This is a genomic window from Streptomyces lydicamycinicus, from assembly GCF_000829715.2.
Taxonomy (GTDB): Bacteria; Actinomycetota; Actinomycetes; order Streptomycetales; family Streptomycetaceae; genus Streptomyces; species Streptomyces lydicamycinicus.
On record NZ_BBNO01000002.1, the window covers coordinates 745172 to 766359 of the forward strand.

Sequence of the window (21188 nt, forward strand, 5' to 3'; positions counted from 1 at the left end):
CACAAACAGCTGGCGGCCCGTCAGGAAGCCCTGAAATCCGCCGTGGTGAAGGAGAAGGCGGGCCGCGCGGCGAGTCCTGACGGACCGCCGGGCAGGACCGTCACCTTGTCGTGGGTGCGGTCGCGCCGGGTGAGCAGGACGAGGTCGGCGCGGTGGTCGCCGTCGAAGTCGGCGAGGGCGAGCACCGTTGCGTGCGGGCGCCCGGAACCGGGCAGGCGGGGCACGGGCAGCCGGCGGGCGGTCGTGGAGAGCCCGTTCGCGGTGCCGCTCAGCAGGACGGGGCGGCGGCCGGCCACGACGAGATCCGGGTTTCCGTCGTGGTCCACATCACCGGTGGCGAGGGTGGGGACCCCGCCCGTGCCGGTACGGATTCTGCCGGGGCGGCCGCCGACGGAGAGCAGACCATCGGTGTCGGCGGTGACGGAGGTCACCGCACGGGCGCCCCTGGTGAAGCGGCCGAAGACCGTGGCGTAGCCGGGCGGGTAGGCGGCCGGGCCCGCGCGGACCGGGCCCCGGGGACCGCCGAGGGCGAGCCGGCCACGGGCGCGGCGGCCGGGGTCGGCGGCCCGTACGAGGAGGTCGTCCGCGCCGTTGCCGTCGAGGTCGGACGACGACAGGGGCGCGGTGGGCGCGAGGGCGGTCCCGGGGATGTCGACGGGGGCGCCGGCCGCCTTGGGGGCGCCGGTACGGGTGAACGGGCCGCGCAGATAGCTGATCCGGGGGCCGGAGGCGGTGACGGCCAGATCGGGTGCGCCGTCGCCGTCAAAATCGCCGCAGACCGGCTGGTCAGGCCATTCGTTGCCGAATCTCGCCCGGTCCGGGATACGGAGTTTCACGGCACGGGCCGGGCCGAGGCCGTGCGGTGAGCCGAAGAGGAGCTGGACGGGGACGGGCGGGCGGCCGACGCCGTCGTACGGCGGGTCGGTGGTGACGACCAGATCGCTGAAGCCGTCCCGGTCGAGGTCGCAGACGGTCTCGGCGTCGAAGGACGCGGGGACGGTGCCCGCGGTGGGGGCGGCATGGCGGGCCGGGGTGAGCAACTCCCGGGTGGCCGGGTCGAGTCCGCGCGCGGAGCCGTAGACGATGCCGATGCCCGGGTCGTCGTCATGGCCGCCGGCCGGTGCGAGCAGGCTGTCGAGGACGAGATCGGGGTGGCCGTCGCCGTTGAAGTCGGGGGCGGTCCGGCTGCCGTGGCCGGTGGGCACGGGGCGCGCTCGGGGCAGCGTGGAGGCGCGGTGGGGCGCGGCGGGACGCGCGTCGCCCGAGGGGGAGAGCAGCCCGCAGGAGCTGAGCAGGAGGGCCAGCCCGAGCCCCGCCGTCGCGGCGATCCGTCTTCCCATGCCGTATCCACCCCACCCGTAAGCCTGTTGTCGTGTCGTTGACCGCGGCCCGATGCTTCCCGGTGGCCCGCCGCCCCGCAATGCCCCCACCACGGGCGGCCGGAAAGGCCGGCGGCCGGCCCCCTCCGAGAGGGACCGGCCGCCGGCCGACGTTCCTGCCCGTGCGGTTACTTCACCGGCTCGGGCTCCGGGGTGTCTTCCTGCTCCGTCTCGCCTGCCGGGTCGACGGGGGTCTTGACGGAGTCCAGCAGCAGCTGGGCCACGTCGACGACCTGGACGGATTCCTTCGCCTTGCCGTCGTTCTTCTTGCCGTTGACCGAGTCGGTCAGCATCACGAGGCAGAAGGGGCAGGCCGTCGAGACGATGTCGGGGTTGAGCGACAGGGCCTCGTCGACGCGCTCGTTGTTGATGCGCTTGCCGATGCGCTCTTCCATCCACATCCGGGCACCGCCGGCGCCACAGCAGAAGCCGCGCTCCTTGTGGCGGTGCATCTCCTCGTTCCGCAGGCCCGGCACCTTGGCGATGATCTCGCGCGGCGGGGTGTAAACCTTGTTGTGGCGGCCCAGGTAGCAGGGGTCGTGGTAGGTGATCAGACCCTCGACCGGGGTGACGGGGGTGAGCTTGCCCTCGTCCACCAGGTGCTGGAGCAGCTGGGTGTGGTGGATGACCTCGTACTCGCCGCCCAGCTGCGGGTACTCGTTCGCGATGGTGTTGAAGCAGTGCGGGCAGGTCGCGACGATCTTCTTCGACGACTTCGGCTTCTTGGTCGACTCGTCCTCGTCGTCCTCGCCGAAGGCCGCGTTCAGGGTGGCGACGTTCTCGGCGCCGAGCTGCTGGAAGAGGAACTCGTTGCCGAGGCGTCGCGGCGAGTCACCGGTGCACTTCTCGTCACCGCCCATGATCGCGAACTTCACGCCCGCGATGTGCAGCAGCTCCGCGAAGGCCTTGGTGGTCTTCTTGGCGCGGTCCTCCAGGGCACCGGCGCAGCCGACCCAGTAGAGGTACTCGACCTCGGTGAGGTCCTCGACGTCCTGGCCGACGACCGGAACCTCGAAGTCGACCTCCTTGGTCCAGGCCAGACGCTGCTTCTTGGCCAGGCCCCAGGGGTTGCCCTTCTTCTCCAGGTTCTTGAGCATCGTGCCCGCCTCGGACGGGAACGAGGACTCGATCATGACCTGGTAGCGGCGCATGTCGACGATGTGGTCGATGTGCTCGATGTCGACCGGGCACTGCTCGACACAGGCGCCGCAGGTGGTGCAGGACCACAGGACGTCCGGGTCGATGACGCCGTTCTCTTCGAGGGTGCCGATCAGCGGGCGCTCGGCCTCGGCCAGCGCGGCCGCCGGGACGTCCTTGAGCTGCTCCTCGGTCGCCTGCTCGTTGCCCTCCATGTCCTTGCCGCCGCCGGCCAGCAGATACGGCGCCTTGGCGTGCGCGTGGTCGCGCAGCGACATGATCAGGAGCTTCGGGGAGAGCGGCTTGCCGGTGTTCCAGGCGGGGCACTGCGACTGGCAGCGGCCGCACTCGGTGCAGGTGGAGAAGTCGAGCAGGCCCTTCCAGGAGAAGTGCTCGACCTGGGAGACACCGAACTGGTCGTCCTCGCCCGGGTCCTCGAAGTCGATCGGCTTGCCCTCGCTGGTCATCGGCTGAAGCGCGCCGAGCGCCACGCCGCCGTCCGCCTCACGCTTGAACCAGATGTTGGGGAAGGCGAGGAAGCGGTGCCAGGCCACACCCATGTCGGTCTTGAGCGAGACCGTGATCATCCAGATGAAGGACGTCGCGATCTTGATGGCCGCGAAGAGGTAGGTGAGGTTCTGCACGGTGCCCAGGCTCATGCCCTTGAAGGCCACGACCAGGGGGTACGAGATGAAGTACGCCGGCTCGTAGTGGTCCACGCCGTGCTGGGCGCCCTCCAGGGCGTGCAGCGTCACGATGCAGAAGCCGACGATGAGGATGACGGTCTCGACGAAGTACGCCTGGCCGGTGTTGGAGCCCGCGAAGCGGGACTTGCGGCCCGCGTTGCCGGGCCGGCTCAGCTGCCGGATGACGATCAGGGCGATGATGCCCACGGTCGTCAGCGTGCCCATCGCCTCGACGTACATCTCCCACGGCAGCCAGTCGCCGATGAACGGGATCAGCCAGTCGGCCTGGAAGAGCTGGCCGATGGCGTTGACGATCGTCAGCAGCAGGGTGAGGAAGCCCACCGCCACGAACCAGTGCGCCACGCCGACGACGCCCCAGCGGTTCATGCGAGTGTGGCCGAGGAACTCCTTGGCCACCGTGACGGTCCGCTGGGCGGGCGCGTCGGTGCGGGTGCCCGCGGGCACCGGCCGGCCGAGTCGCATGTGGCGGTAGATCTGGAGCAGGGCGCGGCCGAACAGCGCCACGGCGACCGCGATGAGCACCAGCGACACGATGATCGCGGCGAGTTGCATGGGAGGCTCCTCGTACCTGCGAGAGCGGAAAACGGTGGGGACTACTAAGCAGTAACTTTTTTGGTCTGCCGCTGAGGTTACCCATTCTCCTCCGCCCCATGAAGCCGCCCGGCCGGTGATCTGTGTCGCGAAGGCAACCCTGTGTGGGGCCCCGGCGTCCTGCGGTGCAGCCGTGGTGACGATAAGCGCGATATAAAACTTGAGCGCGTCCGACTCAGGTCTGTTGACAGGTTTTCTTTGGTCCTGCACTCTTGAGCCTGTTCCACTCAAGTCAGCTGGAGGAATTGAAATGGCACGTGCGGTCGGCATCGACCTGGGCACGACGAACTCCGTCGTCAGTGTTCTCGAAGGCGGTGAGCCCACCGTCATCACCAACGCCGAGGGCGCCAGGACCACGCCGTCCGTTGTCGCCTTCGCCAAGAACGGCGAGGTGCTGGTCGGCGAGGTCGCCAAGCGTCAGGCGGTCACCAACGTCGACAGGACCATCCGGTCGGTCAAGCGCCACATGGGCACCGACTGGAAGATCGACATCGACGGCAAGGGCTTCAACCCGCAGCAGATGAGCGCCTTCATCCTGCAGAAGCTCAAGCGCGACGCCGAGGCGTACCTCGGTGAGAAGGTCGTCGACGCGGTCATCACCGTTCCGGCCTACTTCAACGACTCCGAGCGCCAGGCCACCAAGGAGGCCGGTGAGATCGCGGGCCTCAACGTCCTGCGGATCGTCAACGAGCCCACCGCGGCCGCCCTGGCCTACGGCCTGGAGAAGGACGACCAGACCATTCTGGTCTTCGACCTCGGTGGCGGCACCTTCGACGTCTCGCTCCTGGAGATCGGCGACGGCGTGGTCGAGGTGAAGGCCACCAACGGTGACAACCACCTCGGTGGTGACGACTGGGACCAGCGCGTCGTCGACTACCTGGTCAAGCAGTTCCAGAACGGCCACGGCGTCGACCTGGCCAAGGACAAGATGGCGCTCCAGCGCCTGCGCGAGGCCGCCGAGAAGGCGAAGATCGAGCTGTCGTCCTCCACCGAGACGACGATCAACCTTCCCTACATCACCGCCTCCGCCGAGGGCCCGCTGCACCTGGACGAGAAGCTCACGCGCTCGCAGTTCCAGCAGCTCACCTCGGACCTCCTGGACCGCTGCAAGACGCCGTTCCACAACGTGATCAAGGACGCGGGTATCAACCTGTCCGAGATCGACCACGTGGTCCTGGTCGGCGGCTCCACCCGTATGCCCGCCGTCGCCGAGCTCGTCAAGGAGCTGACCGGCGGCAAGGACGCCAACAAGGGCGTCAACCCGGACGAGGTCGTCGCCATCGGCGCCACCCTCCAGGCCGGTGTGCTCAAGGGTGAGGTCAAGGACGTCCTCCTGCTGGACGTCACCCCGCTGTCCCTCGGTATCGAGACCAAGGGCGGCATCATGACCAAGCTCATCGAGCGCAACACCACGATCCCGACCAAGCGCTCCGAGATCTTCACGACGGCCGAGGACAACCAGCCGTCCGTGCAGATCCAGGTCTACCAGGGCGAGCGCGAGATCGCGGCGTACAACAAGAAGCTCGGGATGTTCGAGCTGACCGGTCTGCCGCCGGCCCCCCGCGGGGTCCCGCAGATCGAGGTCTCCTTCGACATCGACGCCAACGGCATCATGCACGTGACCGCGAAGGACCTGGGCACGGGCAAGGAGCAGAAGATGACCGTCACCGGCGGCTCCTCGCTGCCGAAGGACGAGGTCGACCGGATGCGCCAGGAGGCCGAGCAGTACGCGGACGAGGACACCAAGCGCCGCGAGGCCGCCGAGACCCGCAACCAGGCCGAGCAGCTCGTCTACCAGACCGAGAAGTTCCTCAAGGACAACGAGGAGAAGGTCCCGGGCGAGGTCAAGACCGAGGTCGAGGAAGCCCTCACCGAGCTGAAGGAAAAGCTCAAGGGCGAGGACACCGCGGAGATCCGCACCGCCACCGAGAAGGTCGCGGCCGTCTCCCAGAAGCTGGGTCAGGCCATGTACGCCGACGCCCAGGGTGCGGCCGGCGCCGAGGGCGCCGCCGGTGCCGAGGGCGCCGAGCAGGCCAAGGCCGATGACGACGTCGTGGACGCCGAGATCGTCGACGACGAGAAGCCGAAGAAGGATGGTGCCGCGTGACGGAGGAGACCCCGGGCTTCGATGAGAAGCCCGACGTCCCTTCCGACGCCGCTCCCGAAGACGCGGCGCAGGCCGAGTCCGCCGACAAGGCGGGCTCGGCCCCGGCCGGGGACGTAACGGACATAGCGCTCCAGGCGCAGCTGGACCAGGTGCGTACGGCGCTCAACGAGCGCACGACGGACCTCCAGCGGCTCCAGGCGGAGTACCAGAACTACCGCCGTCGGGTGGAGCGGGACCGGGTCACGGTCAAGGAGATCGCCGCGGCGAACCTCCTGTCCGAGCTCCTTCCCACCCTCGACGACATCGGCCGCGCCCGCGAGCACGGCGAACTGGTCGGCGGCTTCAAGTCGGTGGCCGAGTCGCTGGAGACCGTGGTCGCCAAGCTCGGTTTGCAGCAGTTCGGCAAGGAGGGCGAGCCCTTCGACCCGACGATCCACGAGGCACTGATGCACTCGTACGCACCGGATGTCACCGAGACGACGTGCGTGGCGATCCTTCAGCCCGGGTATCGCATCGGTGAACGAACGATCCGCCCCGCGCGGGTCGCCGTCGCCGAGCCGCAGCCGGGTGCGCAGGGCACCAAGTCCGGATCCGATGACGAGGCCAAGGGTGCCAAGGCTTCGGACGAGGAGAGCGGTGGCCCGGAAGAGGGCTGACGTGAGGACAGAAACGAAAACCGCGCGGAAGGAGGGACGTCGGGGATGAGTACCAAGGACTTCGTCGAGAAGGACTACTACAAGGTCCTCGGCGTCCCGAAGGACGCCACCGAAGCGGAGATCAAGAAGGCGTACCGCAAGCTCGCCCGCGAGTTCCACCCGGACGCCAACAAGGGCGACGCCAAGGCCGAGGAGCGCTTCAAGGAGATCTCCGAGGCGAACGACGTCCTGGGCGACGCCAAACGCCGCAAGGAGTACGACGAGGCGCGCACGCTGTTCGGCAACGGCGGCTACCGGCCGGGGCCGGGCGGCGGCGGCAGCTTCAACTTCGACCTGGGCGACCTCTTCGGGGGCTCGCAGGGCCAGGGCGGCGGCGGAGGCTTCGGCGGCGGGCTCGGGGACGTCTTCGGCGGTCTGTTCAACCGCGGCGGCGCCGGTACCCGTACCCATGCGCGCCGGGGCCAGGACATCGAGTCCGAGGTGACGCTCAGCTTCACCGAGGCGGTCGACGGGGCCACGGTCCCGCTGCGGATGTCCAGCCAGGCGCCGTGCAAGGCGTGTTCCGGCACCGGCGACAAGAACGGCACCCCGCGGGTCTGCCCGACCTGCGTCGGCACCGGCCAGGTCAGCCGGGGCGCGGGTGGCGGCTTCTCGCTCACCGACCCGTGCGCCGACTGCAAGGGCCGGGGTCTGATCGCCCAGGACGCCTGCGACGTCTGCAAGGGCAGCGGGCGGGCGACCAGCGCGCGCACGATGCAGGTCCGCATCCCCGCGGGCGTCTCCGACGGGCAGCGCATCCGGCTGCGCGGCAAGGGCGCCCCGGGCGAGCAGGGCGGCCCGGCGGGCGATCTGTATGTGGTCGTGCATGTCGACGCCCACCCGGTCTTCGGCCGCAAGGGCGACAACCTCACCATCACCGTGCCGGTCACCTTCCCGGAGGCCGCGCTCGGCGGGGAGGTCAAGGTGCCGACACTGGGCGGTCCGCCGGTGACGCTGAAGCTGCCGGCCGGCACCCCCAACGGACGCACCATGCGGGCCCGTGGCAAGGGTGCGGCCCGTAAGGACGGCACACGGGGGGATCTGCTGGTCACCATAGAGGTGCTGGTCCCCGGTGACCTCAGCGACAAGGCGAAGGAGTCGCTGGAGTCCTATCGCGAGGCGACCGCGGGGCAGGACCCGCGGGCGGAGCTGTTCCAGGCCGCGAAGGGAGCTTGAGATGGACAGCCGGGGCGGGCAGCGTCGTAACCCCTATGAACTGACCGATGAGTCGCCGGTGTACGTCATCTCCGTCGCGGCTCAGCTCTCCGGCCTGCATCCGCAGACCCTTCGGCAATACGACCGGCTGGGGCTGGTCTCGCCCGACCGCACGGCCGGGCGGGGCCGCCGCTATTCGGCCCGGGACATCGAACTGCTCCGTACGGTGCAGCAGTTGTCCCAGGACGAGGGCATCAACCTCGCCGGCATCAAGCGCATCATCGAGCTGGAGAACCAGGTCACGGCCCTACAGCAGCGGGTCGTCGAGCTCCAGGGCGCCCTGGAGGGCGCGGCCAGCGCGATGCAGCAGCGGGAGGCGGCGGTGCACGCCTCCTATCGGCGCGATCTGGTGCCGTATCAGGATGTGCAGCAGACCAGCGCGCTGGTGGTCTGGCGTCCCAAGCGGCCGGAGTGACGGCCGCGGCCGGGGCGCGGACGCCCGGCGCATGATGTGGAGAAGGGCCGGGGAGACCCGGCCCTTCGCGCGTTTCCGTGGGCAGCCGCGCGCTCCGGCCGCGGTCCGCTCAGCAGCCGTTGTATCCGGCCGTCGGCATCGACAGCCGCCGGTGCACCTGCGACTTCATCGCCAGGGTGTAGACCGGCTCATCGAGGTCGGCGGTCTCCAGTCGGACGCCGGCCGCGGCGCACCGTTTGGTGAACTCGTCCGCGCCGGCGATGGCGTTCTCCAGCGCCCGGCGGTTGGGCGCCACGAACACATCGACCAGGCCCTCTTCGACGTCACGCCACAGCGCGCTGTGGTCGGCGCGCAGCTGGTGCAGGCTGAGCTGGCAGGTCAGGTGGTAGTCACGGGCCGCCGCCCACTGCTTGCACATGTCGTGCTGGCTGCGGTCGTCGACCAGGAACGGATCCTCGTCCAGCTCGGACAGCGGCATCAGGCAGGCGATCGCCGTGACTCGGACCGAGTTCATCGTGCCCTCCGGGGCGTGGCGACTGTGGGGGCGACGATACCCCCGCGAGCGGCCCGTGGAGGAGGGGCTGTACCGGGCGGCGAGGCATAGCCGCAGGCGTGGCAGATCTTCCAGCCGTCCTGATTGACCGCGAGCTGGCCGCCACAGCGCGGGCAGAGCTCGGCGTGCGGATGCGGCCGGGCGGGGGAGGGACGGCGCGGAACGGTCGTCACCTTGCACACTGCCGACGCCATACGGCCTCCAGCTGCTGTCTTTTGCAGGGGACAGGTCCGATGTCGTCCGTGATTGCGCGGAGCTGTTCGGTTCCCGTCGCTCTTGAGTACCAGGTGGGTGGCCCGGAGCGGATCCGGAGGGGCCGTTTCCGGCCAGCGGGCCGGAGGCGACCGCGTGGGAGGGGAGCGGCTCTCGGGCCGGCGCTCAGGCCCGGCCCATCGCCTTGGTGACCGCGATCTCGATCATGACGCGGTCGGGGTTGGGCGTCGGCGTCCGGCCGTACCGCTCGGCGTACCGGCGCACCGCGTCGGCCACCGACTCGGCGTCCGTACGCACCCGGGCCCGGCCCTCCAGCGTCGCCCAGCGCCCCTTGTCGACCTGGCACACGGCGACGGTGGCACCGTCCGCCCCGGCGGCGAGGATGTTCTTGACCTTGGCACTGTCCTTGCGGGTGATGATCCGCGCGATCCGCTGCCCGGCGTCGTAGGTGACGCCCACGGGAACCACATGGGGCGTCCCGTCCGTACGCAGCGTGGTGAGGGTCGGCATCAGATACTCGCCCCAGAAGGCGAGGTACTCCGGGCTGAGGGCACTGAGGTCATGGGCCATGGGAGCCAGAGTAGTTCGGGGCCCGGAACTCAGAGGAAGTCGGCCGTTTCCAGGTCGAAGGAGAAGGGGGCGGGGAGGGGGAGGGGTTTGCCGAAGGGGGCGATGTGGGTGTTGAGGTAGTCCTCGCCCTCCGGCTCGCTGAACAGTGTGACCGCCGACTTGTCACGGTCGACCAGGAGATAGAGCGGAATGCCGGCGCGGGCGTAGCCATGGCGCTTGGCGACACGGTCCTTGTGGGGCTTGCTCGACGTCACCTCGACGACCATGGCAACGCCGTCGCTGGGCATCCAGGGAGGGGCGCCGCGGAAGAGACGCAGCGCGCGTGGGGCGATGGTGGCGTCGGGGATCACGTGGTCCGCGGGCTGGCCCGCCGCGTGGGAGAGGACGAGTCCTTTGTGCCCCGAGAACTGCATGGCAGTCGCAGACATCCGCATCACCTGCTCGAAGACGAGACTCAGGTAGTCCTCGTGGTCGCCATCCGGCGGCGGTGTCACAGCGATCTCCCCCTCGATGAGCTCGGCCCGGAAACCTGTCGGGGTCTCCAGCGCCAGAAAGCCTTCCAGGAGGATGTCGTCCTGCGTGGGCATCGGCTCGTGTGCCATAGCCGTCATGCTGCACCTCCTTGTGGTCGAAGGCCAGTGTCGGCGGGTGGCGCGGGCGCCGGGGGGGCGATCGGCCCTGATTCCCTCGCACGAGTGAGCGAGGAGCGGGCGAGGGGGCTCGCTTCCGCAGCATTGAGTGGAATAGACTCAACTTATCGCACGTTGGTATGTGCAGGATGTGCCGGAGTGGGTCCAAGACTGGGCACTGAGGCCGGGCAGGACGAGTCGAGGAGGATCGCGAGGACGTGGACGCCGAGCTGACCAACAAGAGCCGGGAGGCACTGAGCGCCGCCAATGAGCGGGCGGTCACCTCCGGGCACGCGGACATGACGTCCGCGCATCTCCTGCTCGCGCTGCTGGCCGGGCAGGACAACGAGAACATCATGGACCTGCTGGCCGACGTCGAGGCGGATGCCGCGGCGCTGCGCAACGGGGCCGAGCGTCAGCTGGCCGCGCTGCCCAGCGTGCAGGGCTCGACGGTCGCACCGCCGCAGCCGGACCGCGATCTGCTCTCCGCCATCGCCGACGCCACCCAGCGCGCCAAGGAGCTCGGTGACGCGTACGTCTCCACCGAGCACCTCCTCATCGGCATCGCCGCCAAGGGCGGGCGCACCGGCGAGCTGCTGGAGCAGCAGGGCGCCTCCGCCAAGAAGCTGCTGGCCGCGTTCGAGGCGAACCGCGGCGGGCAGCGGGTGACCAACGCCGACCCGGAGGGCACGTACAAGGCGCTGGAGAAGTTCGGTACGGACTTCACCGCGGCCGCCCGCGAGGGCAAGCTCGACCCGGTCATCGGCCGGGACCACGAGATCCGCCGCGTGGTGCAGGTGCTCTCCCGCCGCACGAAGAACAACCCGGTGCTGATCGGTGAGCCGGGCGTCGGCAAGACCGCCGTCGTCGAGGGGCTGGCGCAGCGGATCGTCAAGGGCGATGTGCCCGAGTCGCTGCGCAACAAGCGGCTGGTCGCGCTGGACCTGGGGGCGATGGTCGCGGGCGCCAAGTACCGCGGTGAGTTCGAGGAGCGGCTGAAGACCGTCCTGGCGGAGATCAAGTCCAGCGAGGGCCAGATCATCACCTTCATCGACGAGCTGCACACCGTCGTCGGCGCGGGCGCCGGCGGCGACTCGTCCATGGACGCCGGCAACATGCTCAAGCCGATGCTGGCCCGCGGTGAGCTGCGGATGGTCGGCGCGACGACGCTGGACGAGTACCGCGAGCGGATCGAGAAGGACCCGGCGCTGGAGCGCCGCTTCCAGCAGGTGCTGGTCGCCGAGCCGACCGTCGAGGACACGGTGGCGATCCTGCGCGGGCTCAAGGGCCGCTACGAGGCCCACCACAAGGTGCAGATCGCGGACTCCGCGCTGGTCGCCGCGGCCTCGCTCTCCGACCGCTACATCACCTCCCGCTTCCTGCCGGACAAGGCCATCGACCTGGTCGACGAGGCCGCCTCCCGCCTCCGTATGGAGATCGACTCCTCGCCCGTGGAGATCGACGAGCTCCAGCGCGCCGTGGACCGGCTGAAGATGGAGGAGCTGGCGCTCAAGAACGAGACCGACGCGGGCTCCGTCCAGCGGCTGGAGAAGCTGCGCAAGGACCTCGCCGACAAGGAGGAGGAGCTGCGCGGTCTGACCGCCCGCTGGGAGAAGGAGAAGCAGAGCCTCAACCGCGTCGGTGCGCTCAAGGAGAAGCTCGACGAGCTGCGCGGCCAGGCGGAGCGCGCCCAGCGCGACGGCGACTTCGACACCGCCTCCAAGCTGCTCTACGGCGAGATCCCGGGCGTGGAGCACGAGCTGGAGGAGGCGGCCGCCGCCGAGGCCGAGCAGGAGGCCTCCAAGGAGTCCATGGTCAAGGAGGAGGTCGGCCCCGACGACATCGCGGATGTGGTCGGCGCCTGGACCGGTATCCCGGCCGGCCGCCTCCTGGAGGGCGAGACCCAGAAGCTGCTGCGTATGGAGGAGGAGCTCGGCAAGCGGCTGATCGGCCAGACCGAGGCCGTCCGCTCCGTCTCCGACGCCGTACGCCGTACCCGGGCCGGGATCGCCGACCCGGACCGCCCCACCGGCTCGTTCCTCTTCCTCGGCCCGACCGGCGTCGGCAAGACCGAGCTGGCCAAGGCGCTCGCGGACTTCCTCTTCGACGACGAGCGGGCGATGGTCCGGATCGACATGTCGGAGTACGGCGAGAAGCACAGCGTCGCGCGGCTGGTCGGTGCGCCGCCCGGCTATGTCGGCTACGAGGAGGGCGGCCAGCTGACGGAGGCGGTCCGCCGCCGCCCCTACTCCGTCATCCTGCTGGACGAGGTGGAGAAGGCCCACCACGAGGTCTTCGACATCCTGCTCCAGGTCCTCGACGACGGCCGGCTCACGGACGGCCAGGGCCGCACCGTCGACTTCCGCAACACCATCCTCATCCTGACCTCCAACCTCGGGTCGAATTTCCTGATGGACCCGCTGCTCAAGGAGGAGCAGAAGAAGGAGAAGGTGCTGGAGACCGTGCGGACCGCCTTCCGGCCCGAGTTCCTCAACCGGCTCGACGACGTGGTGGTCTTCCACCCGCTCGGCACGGACCAGCTCCAGCGGATCGCCCGTATCCAGCTCGGCCATCTCCAGCGCCGTCTCGGCGACCGCCGGCTGACGCTGGACGTCACCGACCGCGCCCTGACCTGGCTCGCCTGGCTCGGCCAGGAACCGGTGGCCGACGCCCCCGCCCCGGACCTGTCCTACGGCGCCCGGCCACTGCGCCGCCTGATCCAGACGTCCATCGGCGACCAGCTCGCCCGCGCCATCCTGGCGGGCGAGGTGCTGGAGGGGGACACCGTGCGGGTGGACGTGGACGGCGATCAGCTGTCGGTGGAGGCGGCCGGGAGGCCCGCGGGCTGACCGCCGCCGTGTCCCGCTGCCGGCCCGCCCGCCCCGGGGCCGACCAACGCCGTGTCTCCTGCTGCCGGCCCGCCCGGCAGATCGTTGCCCCGGGCGACACCTTGCCCGCATCCTCCCCGTCCGGGTTGCCACGACGGGGCGGATGTGGGGGAGGATGGCAGAGACCATACGAAGGGAATTCCACGGTGAGCATCGACCCGTCCTCGATTCCGAATTTCGGGGGCCAGCCCGAACCCGAGCCGTCGGGGCCTGATGGTCCCGTCGTGCCAGACCAGGACCTGGTCAAGCAGCTCCTCGACCAGATGGAGCTGAAGTACGTAGTCGACGAGGAGGGTGACCTCGCCGCCCCGTGGGAGCAGTTCCGCACGTACTTCATGTTCCGGGGCGAGGAGGAGCAGCAGATCTTCTCCGTCCGTACGTTCTATGACCGCGCCCACGGCATCGACGAGAAGTCGAAGCTGCTGGAGGCGATCGACGACTGGAACCGCCGGACGCTGTGGCCCAAGGCCTACACCCACACCCATGACGACGGCACGGTCCGTCTGATCGGTGAGGCATCGATGCTGATCGGCACCGGTGTCTCGCTCGAACACTTTGTGTCGAGCACGGTCAGCTGGGTCCGCGCCTCCATCGAATTCGACAAGTGGATCGTCGAGCAGCTCGGCCTGGAAGCCGAGATCGAAGGCGACTCCGACAAGAAGCCGGGTGACGACGAGGCCTGAGCCCCGTCCGTCCCACACCCACCCTGCTGCGCGGGCCCCGGAGCTTGATGGCTCCGGGGCCCGCGTCTGTCTGTGCGGGGGCGACGGGGGCGCGGCTCGCGCTTCAGGGCCGGGGGCGGCGCCGCCCCCGGCCGTCACAGGCGCTTCAAGCGGTCCGCTGCTTCCTGGAGGACCTCGGTGCCCTTGCAGAAAGCGAACCGCACATACGGCGCGCCTTCCTCCTTGTGGTCGTAGAAGACGGCGTTGGGGATGGCGACGACGCCGGCGCGTTCGGGGAGGGTGCGGCAGAAGGCGAAGCCGTCGTCGTGGCCGAGAGGGCGGATATCGGTGGTGATGAAGTAGGTGCCGGCGGGGCGGAAGACCTGGAAGCCGGCGTCGGTGAGGCCGGTGGCGAGGATGTCGCGCTTGGTGCGCAGGTCTTCGCGCAGTTCCGTGAAGTAGCTGTCGGGGAGGGCGAGGGCCTCGGCGACGGCGTACTGGAAGGGGCCGGCGGAGACGTAGGTGAGGAACTGCTTGGCGGAGCGGACCGCGCTCACCAGTTCCGCCGTTGCGGTGACCCAGCCGACCTTCCAGCCGGTGAACGAGAAGGTCTTGCCCGCCGAGCCGATGGTGACGGTGCGCTCGCGCATCCCGGGGAACGACGCGAGCGGGAGGTGCTCGCCCTCGAACACGAGGTGTTCGTAGACCTCGTCGGTGATGACGAGGAGGTCGCGCTCGCAGGCGAGGCGGGCGATCTCGGCGAGCTCGTCGCGGGAGAGGACGGTGCCGGTGGGGTTGTGCGGGGTGTTGAGGAGGAGCAGGCGGGTTTTGTCGGTGACGGCGTCCCGCAGTTCGTCCAGGTCGAGGCGGTAGCTGCCGGACTCCGGGTCCGCGCGCAGGGTCACCGGGACGCGGCGGCCGCCCGCCAGCGCGATACCGGCGGCGTACGAGTCGTAGTACGGCTCCAGCGCGATGACCTCGTCGCCAGGCTCCAGCAGAGCCAGCAGAGCGGCCGCGAGGGCCTCGGTGGCGCCCGCGGTGATCAGGACCTCGGTGTCGGGGTCGTGGGAGAGGCCGAGCCGGCCGTAGAAGCGCTGCTGATGGGCGGCGACGGCGGTGCGCAGCTCGGGGATGCCGGGGCCGGGCGGGTACTGGTTGCCGCGGCCGTCGCGCAGCGCGCGCACCGCCGCCTCCCTGACCTCTTCCGGACCGTCGGCGTCGGGGAAGCCCTGGCCGAGGTTGATGGAGCCGGTCCGTACGGCGAGCGCCGACATCTCGGCGAAGATCGTGGTGCCGAATTCGGCGAGGCGGCGGTTGAGCAGCGGTCGGTCCATGGACGCCATCCTCCGCCGAACCTCTGGTCTTCCTCAACTGTGCTTTGAGACGCCGGGGCCGGGGCATCAGCCCCGCACAACGGAATGAGACGGCCGCCGACGACGGCGGCCAACGGTGCCGGACGGCGCCGGAACGGCGCACCGGGCGCCGGACGGAGCGGATGCCTCGCTTCGGGGGAAGGAAGGAGTGTGAGGCATATGGGGATTGTGGTTTTCGTAGTGATCTGCGCGGGAGTGATCGGGCTGGTGGCCCTGGCCTCGCGGAGCGGTTCGGGTGGCGGGCGCGGGAGCGGACGGGGCTCCGGCGGCAACAGCGGCGGCAGCTGGTGGGCCGGCGGTGACGGGGGTTCGGGCGGCGGCCACCACCACGGTGGGCACCACGGCGGATGCGGCGGCGGATCCTCCTGTGGCGGGTCCTCCTGCGGTGGCGGCGGTGGCGGTGGCGGCTGCGGTGGTGGCGGTGGCGGCGGCTCCTGAGCCGAGGGCGCACCGCGCCAACTCCATATGTGCGGATGGCTAGTTGCTTGTCGCATATGCGCCCGGTGGGTGCTGGTCGAAGGGCCAACACCCGCCGGGCGCTTGGTCGTTGAACAACTGAACTGCAAGGCCCCCGAGCGGATGGAAAGCCGGAGAAGATGGGTAAAAGCGCTGTGGGCGACGGGGCTTTCATGATTCCCTCTCCCCAGAGAATCCCCCACGTTCTCCGACCCCACGTGGGCACGAGCCGGCAGGCAGACGTACATTCCTGATCCTCTTCGGGCGGGCCGGCCCACCATTCCACTGCGTGCTTGCGGAGCCGACCCATGCTCACCACTTTGACGACGGCGTACACCGATACCCGTGCCTCCGACCTGGCCTGGGCGCTGGGCAGGGACCCCCTGCCCGCCCTCGCCGTACTCGATCTCCAACTCCAGGACGCCCAGGTGCAGTTGAGGCTGCTCGGCGCCTCTCACCAGGTGCTTCTGGAGGAGGAGCACGGCACCTGTTCCGAAACGGTCGCCTGTATGCCGGGCAGCAGCACACCGCTGCCGCTCGGGGTGGCGAAGCGGCTGGGGGACTGGGAGTACGAATTCGCCGCCCATGTGGAGACCCTCTCGCGCGGCTCGTTCGCCGGGCGGGCACAGGAGCTGCTCGCGCTGGTGGCCGAGCATCCGCACGGGCTCGCCGGCACGTTCCCCGGCTCGCCGCACGCCTTCACCGCGATGCTGGCGCAGCGTCAGCAGGGGCAGGTGCGCTGGCGGACCTGGCACGCGTATCCGCAGGAGGGCCGCCTGGTGGCCACCCGTACCCGCGTGGGCGTACGGGCGAGGGTCGCGGTGGTCTAGCGGGGCCGGTCGCTGGTGACCGGTCCGGCCGGCCGGAGGGCGTGGGGTGGTGTGTGGTGCGAGGGGCGCGGAAGCTGTGCGCCGGGGGTGTGGAGGTCCGGGAGGGCGCGGACGGTGCGGCGCGCGCGGCCTGTGTGGTGCGGTGTGCCCTCGCGCCCCACGCTTCGTCAACGCCCCGTCCGAGGGGTGTGGAGCCCATGAGGTCTACTCGTGTGGGTGACGGAGCGCCACAGAATCGTCACGTAGCGTTCATTTTATGATCGACCCGCCAGAGTCCGCCCGCGTCGGCGCTCCCGGCCCGCCGGACGTCATGATGCCGGCGCGACTGCCCGTGCCGGCCGGGCTCGGCCGGCTGCTCGTCCTCGCCGTCGTCTTCGTCTGCGCCGCCTGCGGTCTGGTCTACGAACTCGAACTGGTCGCCCTGGCCACGTACTTGGTGGGCGACTCCGTCACCCAGGCGTCGGTCGTGCTGTCCGTCATGGTCTTCGCGATGGGGGTCGGCGCGCTGCTCGCCAAGCGGCTGCGCTGCCGGGCGGCGGTCGGCTTCGGCGCGGTGGAGGCCGGTCTCGCGCTGGTCGGCGGCACCTCCGCGATGGCGCTCTACGCGTGCTTCGCCTGGTTCGGGCAGTCCCGCTCCGCGCTGGTCGGCTTCTCCCTGGCCATCGGCATCCTGATCGGCGCCGAGGTACCGCTGCTGATGACGCTGATCCAGCGGGTGCGCCGGCAGGACGCGGGCGGCGCGGTGGCCGATCTCTTCGCCGCGGACTATGTCGGCGCGCTCGTCGGCGGGCTGGCCTTTCCGTTTCTGCTGCTGCCGGGCTTCGGCCAGCTGACCGGTGCGCTGCTCACCGGCGCCGTCAACGCGGTGGCCGGCGCCGTGCTGGTGCTGTGGCTGTTCCGCCGCGATCTCAGCGCCCGTGCCCGCTGGGCGCTCTTCGGCGCCAATGCCCTGGTCCTCGCGCTGCTCGCCGCGGGCGTGGTGCTGGCCACGCCGTTCGAACGGGCTGCCCGGCTGGCGGTGTACGGCTCCTCGGCCCGGGTCGCGGTGCAGACCGGCGTCCAGGAAGTGGTGATGACCGGCGGGACGGGCGCCGGAGCCGGTGCGGGGCACGGGAGGAAAGGTTCCGGCGGACCGCTGGCGCTGTATCTCGACGGCCGGCTCCGCGTCAGCGCCGAGAACGAGTTCCGCTATCACGAGGCGCTGGTGCACCCGGCGATGGCGGGCGGCCCGCACGGCCGGGTGCTGGTGCTCGGCGGCGGCGACGGCCTCGCGGTGCGCGAGATCCTCCGCTACCGCGCGGTCCGCTCGGTGACCGTCGTCGAACTCGACCCCGGCGTACTGCGGTTGGCGCGCACCGACCCCGGCCTCACCCGCCTCAACCGGCACTCGCTCGCCGACCCCCGGGTGCGCACGGTGACCGACGACGCCTTCGACTGGCTGCGGCAGCAGGGCGTCCGCGGCCCCGGCCACCGGACGGCGCCGTACGACGTCATCGTCTCCGATCTTCCCGACCCCGGGATCACCGCCTGCACCAAGCTCTACTCGCAGGAGTTCTACGGCCTGGCGGCGCAGTTGCTGGCCCGCGACGGGCGGCTGGTGGTGCACGCCGGGCCGCCGGTCGAGCGCGGGCGTCTGTACTGGACGGTGGAGTCGACGGTCCGGTCGGTGGGCCTGGCGACGGTGCCGTACCGGCAGTCCGGCCGGCCCGCGGCCTTCTCCGGCGGCCCGGACCGCTCGGCGGGCGCCGTACCGCCCGAGGACGCTCCCCCGGCTGACGCCGGCCCGGCCGCCGCGGCGCCGTCCGGGACCCGGTACTGGGGCTTCGTGCTGGCCGCGCGGCACCGTCCGGCGTTCGGTCTGGCCCCGGACGCTCCGCCGCTGGCCGGTCTCAGCGCCGGGGAACTGCGGGCCGGCCGGCGGGCGGAGATCCGTGAGCGGAGGGCCGGGCTGCCGGCGTCGACGCTGATGCATCCGCGGTATCAGGACTGAGCGGGCTCGGCGCGGGGCGGCGTCCGGTCGGCGCGCGTCCGCAGCGGGCCGCGGGCGGGGGGCAGCGGCGGGGCGGGTTCCGGCCCGGTGTCAGAAAGTTCCGCGTGGGCGGGCACGGGTTCGCGGGCGCTGGGTAGGCTCCCATGTCATGGAGCATGAGGTGTACGTTCCGTTTCCCGTCGGGACCGTGCGGCAGGCGCTCACCGAGCCGGAGCGGGTGGCGCGCTGTGTCCCCGGAGTCCAGCTCGACGCCGATGCGGCCCCCGGGTGTCCGGAGGGCCGGCTGCGACTGCGTATCGGAAGCTCCACCATCACGTATCGCGGCACGCTGACGGTCGGCGCCGCCGCGGACGACGGCACCGGTGACGACGGTGCGGCCGCGGTGACCGTCGAGGCGAAGGGCACCGAGGCGCGGGGCGACGGGGCGGTCGCGCTCACCCTCGCCGTACGGCTCTCCCCGGCCACCGAGCCCGGCCCCGGTACGGCGTTGCGCTGCTCCGGCACGGTCCACCGCGACGGCCGGCTCGCCGAGGCCACCGACCGGTCCGCCGCCTCCGTCGGCCGCCGGCTGCTGGACCGCTTCGCGGAGAACCTGGCGGCGGACCTGCGGCGGCGGCCGGTGGCCGACGAGGCCGGCCCGGCCGATGACGCCGGAGCGGTCGACGACGGTGGATCGGACGACGCCGCCGCACCGGCCGGTGACGCCCAGGACGCGGCCGGGTCGCGGGTGTTCGACACCGAGGTGCCGCCGCCGTCCCTCGACCCGGGCAGCGACGAGGACGACGGCGAGACGGCGGATCCCGATGCCGCGGACGAGGCGGGCGAGGACCTCGACGCCGTCGAGGCGGCGGACGCGTTCTCCGCGGCGCACCCCGAGCACGCCTACGGCGACGAGGCGGACCGGCTCGCCCCCGCCGAGGCCGCGCACGCCCGTCGCACGATGATCGGCCGCAGCGCGGAAGAGGTCGACCACGCCCCGCCGCGCGGCCGGTACGCGCCGGTGCCCGCGCCCGAGTCGAACGGCACCTCGGTGACCCTGCGCTGGGCGGCGCCCGCGGCCGCGGTGGTGCTGGCATCCGCGGTGGTCGTCGGCCGGGTGCTGCGCCGGCGCCGCTGACCCGGGGCCGCGGCCCACCGTGGCCGTGGCCCGTACGGCGTCCCACGCTGCGCGCGGTGCCTCGCTAGGCTCGGTCCCGTGAGCACCGACAACACCACGCAGGGCACGGCGCGGACGCAGACGCCGGAGGGCGTGCGACTGGCCGCCGGAGACACCGAACTGACCGTCCGGCCGGACCTCGGCTGCCGGATCGCGAGCCTGCGCATCGGCGGTACGGAGCTGCTGCGGCAGGGCCCCCGATACGGCTGTTTCCCGATGGTGCCGTGGTGCGGCCGGCTCGCCCACGGGGAGTTCCGCAACGGCGGCGAGCTCCACCGGATGCCGCTCAACGCCGCGCCGCACGCCATCCACGGCACCGGCCGCGACCTGCGCTGGCGCACGGTGCGGACGAGCGCCACGGAGGGCATCTTCACCTACGACCTCAAGGACCCGGCGGCGCCCTGGCCGTATCCGGGGCAGGTCACCCAGCTCGTCGAACTCGCCGAGGACGGCGGTTCGCTCACCCTCACCATGGGCGTCGAGGCGACCACCGACTCCTTCCCCGCGCAGGCCGGCTGGCACCCCTGGTTCCTGCGGAACCTCGGGGAGGGCGGCAAGGACGTCCACCTCGACTTCGGGCCCGAGTGGCAGGAGGAGCGGGGCGCGGACCATCTCCCGACCGGCCACCGGATCCCGCCGAAGCCGGGCCCCTGGGACGACTGCTTCGGGATGCCGCAGGGCGTGGCGGCCACGCTCACCTGGCCGGGCCGCCTGGAGCTGAAGATCACCAGCCGCGCCGAATGGGCCGTGGTCTACGACGAGCAGGAGGCCGCGGTCTGTGTCGAGCCGCAGACCGGCCCGCCGAACGGCCTCAACACCCTGCCGCGCCTGGTCACACCGATCGACCCGCTGGAGATCTCCATGACCTGGAGCTGGCGGAACCTGTCCCGGGGCACCGCCTAAGCTCGTGCACATGAGTGACGACGTGCGCGGCGAGCTGCTGCGCCAGATCAAGGACAAGGCCGTGGTGCACGGCAAGGTGACGCTTTCTTCCGGCAAGGAGGCCGACTACTACATCGACCTGCGCCGGATCACCCTGGACGGCGAGGCCGCGCCGCTGGTCGGTCAGCTGATGCTGGACATCACCGCCGACCTGGACTACGAGGCGGTCGGCGGGCTGACGCTCGGCGCCGACCCCGTCGCGACCTCGATGCTGCACGCCTCCGCGGCGCGCGGCGGCCGGCTGGACTCCTTCGTCGTCCGCAAGGCGCAGAAGGCGCACGGGATGCAGCGCCGTATCGAGGGCCCGGACATCAAGGGCCGCCGGGTCCTGATCGTCGAGGACACCTCCACCACCGGTGGCTCGCCGCTGACCGCCGTCGAGGCGGCGCGTGAGGCGGGCGCCGAGGTCGTTGCGGTGGCAACGATCGTCGACCGCGGTGCCGCCCCGGCCATCGCCGAGGCCGGGCTGCCCTATATCACGGGCTACCAGCTGGGCGACCTCGGCCTGGGCTGAGACCGGCGCGACAGCCGCACCGGAGAGGAGCCCTCCGCGCTGACCTGCGGCTTTGTCGAGGGGCAGTCGGTTTCACGTGAAACCGACTGCCCACGGAGTGGGACGGCCGGACAGGCAATGTGGAGCGAAGGGCCTTGTCTGGGAAGATGTGCTCGGCGAAGTCCTC

Annotated in this window: 18 protein-coding genes; 12 read left to right on the forward strand and 6 right to left on the reverse strand. The window is 71.0% G+C overall.

The window, feature by feature from the left end; translation table 11 throughout:
* Window positions 1-20: 20 nt before the first annotated feature.
* Window positions 21-1340, reverse strand: a complete 1320-nt coding sequence (locus TU31_RS08740) for an FG-GAP repeat domain-containing protein (protein ID WP_042151420.1) — start codon at window positions 1338-1340, stop codon at window positions 21-23.
* Between the two features lie 167 nt (window positions 1341-1507).
* Window positions 1508-3775 carry a (Fe-S)-binding protein gene (locus TU31_RS08745; RefSeq protein WP_042151422.1) on the reverse strand — a complete coding sequence of 756 codons (2268 nt, stop codon included), beginning with the start codon at window positions 3773-3775 and terminating at the stop codon, window positions 1508-1510.
* A gap of 289 nt (window positions 3776-4064) precedes the next feature.
* On the opposite strand from TU31_RS08745, the gene dnaK reads away from it, so the two are divergent.
* From dnaK to TU31_RS08765, 4 genes are read left to right on the forward strand one after another with little or no spacing between them, the layout of a single operon-like run.
* Complete coding sequence (gene dnaK, locus TU31_RS08750; protein ID WP_042151424.1) at window positions 4065-5921, forward strand: molecular chaperone DnaK; 1857 nt, start codon at window positions 4065-4067, stop codon at window positions 5919-5921.
* Window positions 5918-6577: a nucleotide exchange factor GrpE gene (gene grpE / locus TU31_RS08755; RefSeq protein WP_042151426.1), complete on the forward strand. Its 660-nt coding sequence runs from the start codon at window positions 5918-5920 to the stop codon at window positions 6575-6577. The genes dnaK and grpE overlap by 4 nt, the downstream gene beginning before the upstream one ends.
* A 45-nt stretch (window positions 6578-6622) precedes the next feature.
* Entirely contained in the window at window positions 6623-7792 is a 1170-nt protein-coding gene (gene dnaJ / locus TU31_RS08760) for a molecular chaperone DnaJ (protein ID WP_042151429.1), read from the forward strand.
* A gap of 1 nt (window position 7793) precedes the next feature.
* Window positions 7794-8246 carry a heat shock protein transcriptional repressor HspR gene (locus tag TU31_RS08765; protein WP_042151432.1) on the forward strand — a complete coding sequence of 151 codons (453 nt, stop codon included), beginning with the start codon at window positions 7794-7796 and terminating at the stop codon, window positions 8244-8246.
* A gap of 109 nt (window positions 8247-8355) precedes the next feature.
* On the opposite strand, the gene TU31_RS08770 is transcribed toward TU31_RS08765, so the two are convergent.
* The 3 genes from TU31_RS08770 to TU31_RS08780 form a co-directional block, all read right to left on the reverse strand.
* Window positions 8356-8760, reverse strand: coding sequence for a hypothetical protein (locus TU31_RS08770; RefSeq protein ID WP_042151435.1), 405 nt, complete (start codon window positions 8758-8760; stop codon window positions 8356-8358).
* Window positions 8761-9177: 417 nt separating this feature from the next.
* Window positions 9178-9582 (reverse strand): pyridoxamine 5'-phosphate oxidase family protein, encoded by a 405-nt coding sequence (locus TU31_RS08775; RefSeq protein ID WP_042151438.1) that lies wholly within the window; start codon window positions 9580-9582, stop codon window positions 9178-9180.
* A 29-nt stretch (window positions 9583-9611) separates the two neighbouring features.
* Window positions 9612-10184, reverse strand: a complete 573-nt coding sequence (locus TU31_RS08780; RefSeq protein WP_042151441.1) for a Uma2 family endonuclease — start codon at window positions 10182-10184, stop codon at window positions 9612-9614.
* A gap of 245 nt (window positions 10185-10429) precedes the next feature.
* On the opposite strand from TU31_RS08780, the gene clpB reads away from it, so the two are divergent.
* A complete protein-coding gene (gene clpB / locus TU31_RS08785) occupies window positions 10430-13060 on the forward strand; it encodes an ATP-dependent chaperone ClpB (RefSeq protein WP_042151444.1) in 2631 nt (876 codons plus the stop codon).
* 185 nt (window positions 13061-13245) lie between these two features.
* Complete coding sequence (locus tag TU31_RS08790) at window positions 13246-13782, forward strand: YbjN domain-containing protein (RefSeq protein WP_042151446.1); 537 nt, start codon at window positions 13246-13248, stop codon at window positions 13780-13782.
* A 134-nt stretch (window positions 13783-13916) separates the two neighbouring features.
* Here TU31_RS08790 and TU31_RS08795 read toward each other — a convergent pair whose 3' ends face one another.
* A complete protein-coding gene (locus TU31_RS08795) occupies window positions 13917-15095 on the reverse strand; it encodes a pyridoxal phosphate-dependent aminotransferase (RefSeq protein WP_042151449.1) in 1179 nt (392 codons plus the stop codon).
* Between the two features lie 198 nt (window positions 15096-15293).
* Between TU31_RS08795 and TU31_RS36620 the strand changes: the two genes are divergently transcribed.
* The 6 genes from TU31_RS36620 to pyrE all read left to right on the forward strand — a co-directional run bounded on the left by TU31_RS36620 (window position 15294) and on the right by pyrE (window position 21022).
* Window positions 15294-15572 (forward strand): hypothetical protein, encoded by a 279-nt coding sequence (locus TU31_RS36620; RefSeq protein ID WP_078885627.1) that lies wholly within the window; start codon window positions 15294-15296, stop codon window positions 15570-15572.
* A gap of 326 nt (window positions 15573-15898) precedes the next feature.
* Complete coding sequence (locus tag TU31_RS08800) at window positions 15899-16420, forward strand: DUF2617 family protein (protein ID WP_042151452.1); 522 nt, start codon at window positions 15899-15901, stop codon at window positions 16418-16420.
* Window positions 16421-16676: 256 nt separating this feature from the next.
* On the forward strand, window positions 16677-18410 hold the full coding sequence (locus tag TU31_RS08805) for a polyamine aminopropyltransferase (protein WP_042151455.1): 1734 nt from the start codon (window positions 16677-16679) through the stop codon (window positions 18408-18410).
* Window positions 18411-18558: 148 nt separating this feature from the next.
* The gene (locus TU31_RS08810) at window positions 18559-19527 is read left to right on the forward strand and encodes an SRPBCC domain-containing protein (protein WP_042151459.1); all 969 of its coding nucleotides are present in this window, start codon (window positions 18559-18561) and stop codon (window positions 19525-19527) included.
* 78 nt (window positions 19528-19605) lie between these two features.
* Window positions 19606-20469: an aldose epimerase family protein gene (locus tag TU31_RS08815; RefSeq protein ID WP_042151461.1), complete on the forward strand. Its 864-nt coding sequence runs from the start codon at window positions 19606-19608 to the stop codon at window positions 20467-20469.
* 10 nt (window positions 20470-20479) lie between these two features.
* On the forward strand, window positions 20480-21022 hold the full coding sequence (gene pyrE, locus TU31_RS08820) for an orotate phosphoribosyltransferase (RefSeq protein WP_042151465.1): 543 nt from the start codon (window positions 20480-20482) through the stop codon (window positions 21020-21022).
* The last annotated feature ends 166 nt before the right edge of the window (window positions 21023-21188 follow it).

Coding starts and splice junctions, on each gene's coding strand:
- TU31_RS08805 (WP_042151455.1), top strand. CDS start 16,677: ATGATCGACCCGCCAGAGTCCGCCCGCGTCGGCGCTCCCGGCCCGCCG.
- dnaK (WP_042151424.1), top strand. CDS start 4,065: ATGGCACGTGCGGTCGGCATCGACCTGGGCACGACGAACTCCGTCGTC.
- TU31_RS08810 (WP_042151459.1), top strand. CDS start 18,559: ATGGAGCATGAGGTGTACGTTCCGTTTCCCGTCGGGACCGTGCGGCAG.
- TU31_RS36620 (WP_078885627.1), top strand. CDS start 15,294: ATGGGGATTGTGGTTTTCGTAGTGATCTGCGCGGGAGTGATCGGGCTG.
- pyrE (WP_042151465.1), top strand. CDS start 20,480: ATGAGTGACGACGTGCGCGGCGAGCTGCTGCGCCAGATCAAGGACAAG.
- TU31_RS08800 (WP_042151452.1), top strand. CDS start 15,899: ATGCTCACCACTTTGACGACGGCGTACACCGATACCCGTGCCTCCGAC.
- TU31_RS08780 (WP_042151441.1), bottom strand. CDS start 10,184: ATGGCACACGAGCCGATGCCCACGCAGGACGACATCCTCCTGGAAGGC.
- TU31_RS08795 (WP_042151449.1), bottom strand. CDS start 15,095: ATGGACCGACCGCTGCTCAACCGCCGCCTCGCCGAATTCGGCACCACG.
- TU31_RS08745 (WP_042151422.1), bottom strand. CDS start 3,775: ATGCAACTCGCCGCGATCATCGTGTCGCTGGTGCTCATCGCGGTCGCC.
- dnaJ (WP_042151429.1), top strand. CDS start 6,623: ATGAGTACCAAGGACTTCGTCGAGAAGGACTACTACAAGGTCCTCGGC.
- TU31_RS08740 (WP_042151420.1), bottom strand. CDS start 1,340: ATGGGAAGACGGATCGCCGCGACGGCGGGGCTCGGGCTGGCCCTCCTG.
- TU31_RS08775 (WP_042151438.1), bottom strand. CDS start 9,582: ATGGCCCATGACCTCAGTGCCCTCAGCCCGGAGTACCTCGCCTTCTGG.
- TU31_RS08765 (WP_042151432.1), top strand. CDS start 7,794: ATGGACAGCCGGGGCGGGCAGCGTCGTAACCCCTATGAACTGACCGAT.
- TU31_RS08770 (WP_042151435.1), bottom strand. CDS start 8,760: ATGAACTCGGTCCGAGTCACGGCGATCGCCTGCCTGATGCCGCTGTCC.